Origin of the sequence: Clostridium sp. (assembly GCF_016650095.1) — a bacterium.
Classification (GTDB): Bacteria; Bacillota; Clostridia; order Clostridiales; family Clostridiaceae; genus Clostridium_AD.
In genome coordinates, this window is the sequence record NZ_JAENWL010000183.1 from 1 (window position 1) to 7,085 (window position 7,085).

Here is a 7,085-nt window from a genome sequence, read left to right on the forward strand (position 1 = left end):
CTAAGTTTTAATATCTATTTATCTAATAAATTATTTGCCCAGTTTGGCAAATCTTTATCTTCCCAAATTAGATTACCATCCTTGTAATCGAGTATCTCTTTAAATATTTCTGTATTATCATATATGGTAATTTCATCACATACTTCAATTACTGCTTTTAAATTCTTTAGTGAGGAATAATACCTTCTTTCAATTGTATCATCAGATATTCCATGTCCGCCTTCACTCACTCTTATCTTAACTCTATCCTTCGCAATTTCAGGATTTTCAACTCCTATATAGTTCATAACTATATAGAAACCATTTTCTTTTGCCAGCTTTATGTTTTTGATTATGCTTTTGCCAGATAACGTAGTCTCTTGGTTAAAAGATATTTTTTCTGATATATAAATCTTTATTAGTTTCACGGCCTCTCTAGCAGATTCCATTTGAAGATTATTATCTTTCCATGAGCCTATACGAGATACCATTTCATCAGTATTTATTCTTTTTTCATATTAATTTTCATTATAATAAATCGATTTATTATAATGATGTTTTACCAACACCGTTAGCGCCTGCAAACATTGTGTAAGTTGGCATAATTAGTTACCTATAACCTTTTTTTGTTCTCTTTGTAGAACCATATTAGATAAAATAATATAAAAATCCTGCTCTTCTTTGCTTTTTGCCATTTTAAATAAATTCTTTAAATCGCTATAAGAGCAATTCAAAAAAAAATCATATATTCTACTGCTTTCATTTTCCATACCTAATACCTCCAATTCAAACTGTTATATATATATATTATAACAATATGTTAAAAAAATAAACTATATTACGATAAATTATATTCGGTAATAATCGGTTGATGGCTATAAACTATTGGTATAATTATAGAAGTACTACCTAGTAAAATTGATTATAAAGAAGATTATGAAGTAATACTCAAGGATGTAATGACATTTCAGAAGGAAAGCCTCCAATTTTTTACATGTGAGAGGAGCAAGGAGAAGCTGTTTCCAATTTCTTCTTGGAGTCTGGATAGCCGCCTAAAAAAGGTAATGAAGCAGAGACATGGCTAGAATGATCTGTTTGATTAAGATTTAAATGGGAATAGAAAGAGGGTGGCTTAACACCCTACTAAGATAACTGTAAGTCTTCTCCTTGCTATTGAATCCGCAAAACTAAGTCATTCATTATGGGTGTTTCTATGAGCTTCTTAATTTCATCTAAATTTTGTGACTTTCCAATTGCCCACATTAGTTTAGCAGTAATTGCTTCTATATTCATATCTTGTGCATAAATTATTTTGGTTTTAGCAAGTTTTTTACCTACTTCATAAATATCTAAATCTATACCTTCCTCTTGGCATTGTGTAGTTACAATAACCGCTATCCCATTTTCAGTAAGTTCTTTGATTTTGGAAATTATATCATAGTCTTTAAAAGGTATGCCTCCAATTCCAAAACTTTCAATAATAACGCCTTTATATTCTTTTTTTATAAAATCAAATATTTTTGGATTTATTCCAGGAAAAAGCTTTAATATAATAATGCTTGTACACAAGGAAAAATCAAATTGTGGTTCTTTATTTGTACTAGGTTGTAAAAATTTTAGAATATCCTCATTGTAAGTAACTACTCCATGTTTTACATATGCAATATAAGGAAAATTTACACTGCTAAATGCATCTAAACTTTTTGTTTTAACTTTTTTTGAACGTGTTCCGGAAATTATTTTTCCATCAAATGCAACAAATACTCCTGCGACATCTTCTATTGCAAATGTTACAGCATCAGACAAATTTTGTTTTGCATCGGTACCTATTGATTCTATAGAATGCTGAGCACCTGTTAGAACTATGGGTTTCCCAAGGTTTTGAAGTATATATGATAAAGCACAGGAAGTATACGCCATTGTATCAGTTCCATGAGTAACAACAAATCCATCATAATCGTTATAATTTTCATAAATAGTTTTAGCTATATGAATCCAATGGTCAGGATTAATATTCGTACTATCAATATTCATAATAAGCTGACCGGAAATATCACATAATTTTCTTACTTCAGGTACATAATTTAATAACTCTTTAATATTATAATGCGGCGATAAACCATCTTTTGAGGTAGAACATGCTATTGTTCCACCAGTTCCAATTAATAAAATTTTTTTCATCACAACCACTCCTATGTTAATAATAGTTTATTAATTTTTTTACTTTTAATACAGATTGGCACCGTTTTCAATTTATCAATTTTTTTTCGAATAGTATTATAATTTATTAACTTAAGTTTATCATAATTAATCATTAATCAAAAGTAATAAAGAAAGGGAAATGCCCCAAAAAGATTATTTTATAAAGTATTAATACTAATTTACAATATTAATTTTAGACAAATTAATAAATGTTAATATGAATCAAAAAAATATATATACTCAAACTTCGCACATGAAAACATGACTTAGCAAGAAGGTAACTTCCGGTTACCTCCTTGCTAAGTCGAGAAAACTGGCATAAATTGGAAACGAAATGGATAACTTATGGTTGCTCTTTATTACATTTAAAAGTGGATCACATAAAAAAACCGGTTAAGGTGATTACCACCCTAACCGGATATTATTTTTTATTAAACTTCTAGTTTTAACTTTTTTGCTAACCATTGAGCGGTACTTGCCTGAACGGATAGAGTTATTAATATTGTAATAAAAGTTACAGAGGAAATAATGTTAGAATGCAGCACGTGCATTGAAACCATCATACCAGCAAGAGCTGCAGGAATTACTCCTGTTTCCCTAATCCACATCAGATAAATAATTTCTTTAAAATTCCATTTTGCATTTCTATCTAATGTTACACAAAGGAGAACAGATGCAGGCCTTGCTACAAATATAAGAACTCCTACTACTAATATTGCTTGTTTCCAGTATAGTGCAACTGATGCAAAATCTATATGTGTACCTAGTAGAATAAAAATCATCATACGTAGTAAAAGTGTTAAAACTTCCTTAAATCTTGTTTGTGTAATATAAGGATCATCTTGTATACGAAGTCTAAAGAGTTTCTTATTCCCACAAATAATACCAATAATAAACACTGCCATAAAACCACTAAGTCCAAAATGAGTAGCAATAACGTAAGCACCTGCCACTGTTGCTATGCTTATTTCTGCGGGGTTGTCCCTAAAATAGCCATACTTATCATGAGTAATAAGCACTGTAGACAGTGTTCCAACAACTAAACCTACTCCTATACCTCCAAAGAAGGTTTTAGCTAATTCTAACAGACTTGTTTGAATTGAAAAGCTACCTCCTTGTATAATTCCTAGTATTGCAAAGGTAATAATTGCACCTGCTGCATCATTAAAAGCTGATTCAGATATTATAAATTGTTTTAATTTGTTGCTTATTCTCATTTTTTTAAAAAGAGGAATAAGTACCGAGGGATCTGTTGATGCAATAACTGAACCCAATAATAATGCATACATAAAATCCATCTTAAATATAATTGATGCAAAAAAGCCAGTAATAAAGGTAGATATTAAAACCCCTACTGTAGACATAAGAAATAATGATATCTTTACTTTATTCAGTATTTTCAACTCGATTTCTCGTCCGCCGTCATATAAAATATAAGCAGCACCAAATGTTAGTATTAAATCATTACCAACAGGGTACCTGCCGATATTCACCAGATTTAAAAAGCTAGGTCCAAGTAAAATTCCTGCAATTATAAACAGTACAACATCAGGCACTTTTATCATTTTACTAAGTTTCGTAAATAAAACCCCTGTAACAATTACTAAGGCAAATAATTCTAATATATTTTGGGTTTCCATATGATTTCCTCCATTTGTTATTGTAATAGTACATATAAAATAAAACTTATATAAGTTTAAATTCTTATCATATTGCTTTTAAATATACATCCTCACCAATACTAGCAGAACTATATAAAATGTACAAACTTCAATTTTCAATATAAAACATCAGATAATCATATATTGACTTAAAAAATCGTTTTCTTCAATAAAATCCTCCATTTTTCATATTATGACATTAGTGAGCATTTTTCTGCAGTAAATGCGCCCCTTTCAAGCATACCACTGGGGTGATTATCTATACAAATATGTAAAAATAATCCAGTAACCTTTCGAAAATTGGAAAAGAATTTCCGATTTTTGTGTTTCCAGTTTCGCAGACTGGCAACTAATAATTATGCTACTCTATTTTACCCTAACCGGCTTGCTTGGATTACTTGGGCAAATAATAAAACGATTTTTAAGTCTTGTAGTTTTAAATGTTTATATATATGGTAAGATAATATTGAGGTATAATAATATTAAGGATATAAATTTATAAAAATAGTGTATAAGAAGGGGAGGAACAATAAATGAGTAAGTTTTCAAATTTGCTCAGATTACTTATTATATTAAAAAGTAGAAAGCGAGTGAAAACCAAGGAACTTGCTGATGCTTTGAGTGTTAGTGAAAGAATGATTAGAAAATACATGAGCGATTTAGCTGAAGCTAACGTAAATGTAGAATCTATTCCAGGGCCTACTGGGGGATTTGAATTAATAGGTTATGATTATATATTAAATCTTGATATAAAATCTGAAGAAGCTATATCATTACAAATGGCGACTACATATCTTAAGGAATCTACCGATTTTGATTTCAAATTTCAACTTGAAAGCCTAAATGATAAAATTAAAATTTTAAATGAAAGTCGTAATCAATTAGATGATTATTCAGATAATATTATTTTAAAATCAAAATCATTAAATTTGGATAAAGAGACAAAATTTGAATTAGAAGTGCAATCAGCATGTATTTCTAAAAGAAAATTAAAAATAAAATATTGTTCATTATCTTCAGGAGAAACTGAAAGGATAATCCATCCTTATGGACTAATAACAAGGAATAATTTGAAATATATCATCGCTTACTGCGAAAATAGAGAAAAAGCATTAACTTTTAAGCTTATGAGGATAATGCAAGTAGAAGTATTGAATGAAGCTTTTGAATTATCTACTTCGTTTAACATTAAAGAATTTATGAAAAATCATTTAGGATTATTTCATGATGAAAATTACAATTTAAAACTATTAATTAAGAAACCATTTTCACAATCTGTAAGTGAAGGACTATATGCTGAAAATCAAGAAATTAAATGGATTGACAGTGAAACTATAATTTTTCAGGGACAAATAAACGGAAAAGCCGATATTATTAGATGGATTCTATCTATGCGCACTTCAGTTTCCATTATTGAACCTGTGGTCTTGAAGGAGGAAATAAAAGAAGAATTAAAAAAAATGTTGGAAATAATTTAATATTTTTTGGAGTAAGTCATGGGGGGATTCCTGTGGCTTTTTTCATTATATGGGAAACAGATTGTGGAAAGAAATTTGTATAACTTTCTACTTTCTTATTGAATTTTTAAATTTTACTTGTAAAAATGGATAATATTGTTTATAATAAAGTTGCTAGTAAGAAATATGACTTAAATAGTACCACGATTCACTTGCGAGTGGGCTACAGATATCCAATTAGGGTAACTGTAACTTTAGAAAAATAGTAAACTGATTAACTGGTATTTATAGCGAGCATCAGTAGACAGGGGGACATATAATGACATATGAACAACTTAGTGATGATCAAAGCGGTGATATTATACCTTTTTATAAAAGGATATTTAAATCCATAGAACCAACCATTATTGAGTTAGTAGGAACTACAGGGGCAGGAAAAACTACCTTTTGCCAACAATTTGTAGATGAGGAAGGTAAAAGAATATTAAATAAAATTATTACAACGTCAGGAAATCGTACTATGATACCAATAGATATAGTTATTCTTGAAAATACAAAAAGTAGGATTATTTTAAAAGCGAGAACAAAGAGCGATATAACTCGTGACTTAATTTTAGTTGCTATAAATATTGATTCTGAATTTAAATTTGATATTAATAAGAGCATTACTGATGTGGTTAATAAAACTGGATTAAAGAAAAATAATGAGTATGGAATTAAAGTTAATATCGATTTATATCAGTCGGTGTATAATTTATTTGGGACTATAAAATTAATTGAAGAATTTCTAGAAATTGCAAAAGATCTACAGTCTAATTTTACAAATGAAGATAACGTTGAGAATTATATAAGTAATAACATATCAAACAAAAAGCTCATTAAACTTCTTGATGATATAATATTTACAGAATTAAATATAGATGATTTTTATGGACACCGTCATGAAATTTTACTAGATCAAGAGAACATTATAGAAAAAACAATTATACCTACTAATGCATTTAATAAATACAAGCAGCAAAAGGAAGGGCTTAATCAAATAGCATCATGTAGAATACTTTTTGAACATGCAACATTGCTCTTTAGATGTGATGAAAAAGCGAAACGATGTTTACCTGAAAAATTTAGAAAAGGAGTTGTGTTTAGAGAACCTCTCGGTAATAAAGAAGCAAGGCTAATTAGTAGTGTAACTAATTCTTGCGCGATAAATAAAATTTTACTGATTCCAGTAGCTACTGGTGGACTACTAGTTGATGATAAAGGTATAGAAGAATTAAAGAATATTATTCTATCAGAGTCAAAACAAAATATAGTAGTAGTAACAAAGATTGATAAGTCCAGTTCCTATGAAGAATATACACTAAATAATTATAAGGGTTACATAGAGAGTATAAAGGAACAAATTGTTATCACACATAATAATTTAATTGATAGATTAGAATTAACAGAGGAGTGCAATGCAAATCAGGTAAATACAGTTGATAGAAATATAATATTAAAAAAGATTATTGCATTTTTGGATAATGCATATCTATCAAAAATTACTAAAGATAAGCAGGGGTTTTATGATGCAGAGTTACATAAAATAATATGTAAAAATAAAAGTAATCAAGAAATATCTGTATCAGATATAGAGGATGTAATTATATTAGATAACTTTCATACTTTAGTTTCGAGTATTTTAGAAAGAAAAAATAAATTATCTTATAACCTAGTAACATAAACTTTCAATAACATTAAGAAGAAGACAAGCTATGACCAACTAATACTGGCATAGCTTGTCTTC

Annotated in this window: 5 protein-coding genes and 1 pseudogene; 2 read left to right on the forward strand and 4 right to left on the reverse strand. The window is 28.8% G+C overall.

Translation table 11 applies throughout. The features are described 5' to 3' along the window. Window positions 1–14 precede the first annotated feature (14 nt). The 4 genes and pseudogenes from JJE11_RS11380 to JJE11_RS11395 all read right to left on the reverse strand — a co-directional run bounded on the left by JJE11_RS11380 (window position 15) and on the right by JJE11_RS11395 (window position 3,821). A pseudogene (locus JJE11_RS11380) lies at window positions 15–582 on the reverse strand (zeta toxin family protein). 2 nt (window positions 583–584) lie between these two features. Continuing rightward, window positions 585–749: a hypothetical protein gene (locus tag JJE11_RS11385; RefSeq protein ID WP_291635670.1), complete on the reverse strand. Its 165-nt coding sequence runs from the start codon at window positions 747–749 to the stop codon at window positions 585–587. Window positions 750–1,149: 400 nt separating this feature from the next. Beyond that, window positions 1,150–2,160: an asparaginase gene (locus JJE11_RS11390; RefSeq protein ID WP_291635672.1), complete on the reverse strand. Its 1,011-nt coding sequence runs from the start codon at window positions 2,158–2,160 to the stop codon at window positions 1,150–1,152. A gap of 452 nt (window positions 2,161–2,612) precedes the next feature. Continuing rightward, window positions 2,613–3,821 carry a sodium:proton antiporter gene (locus tag JJE11_RS11395; RefSeq protein ID WP_291635674.1) on the reverse strand — a complete coding sequence of 403 codons (1,209 nt, stop codon included), beginning with the start codon at window positions 3,819–3,821 and terminating at the stop codon, window positions 2,613–2,615. Between the two features lie 554 nt (window positions 3,822–4,375). Here JJE11_RS11395 and JJE11_RS11400 point away from each other — a divergent pair. Further along, window positions 4,376–5,320, forward strand: coding sequence for a YafY family protein (locus tag JJE11_RS11400; RefSeq protein ID WP_291635676.1), 945 nt, complete (start codon window positions 4,376–4,378; stop codon window positions 5,318–5,320). 298 nt (window positions 5,321–5,618) lie between these two features. Next, window positions 5,619–7,022 carry a hypothetical protein gene (locus JJE11_RS11405; protein WP_291635678.1) on the forward strand — a complete coding sequence of 468 codons (1,404 nt, stop codon included), beginning with the start codon at window positions 5,619–5,621 and terminating at the stop codon, window positions 7,020–7,022. The last annotated feature ends 63 nt before the right edge of the window (window positions 7,023–7,085 follow it).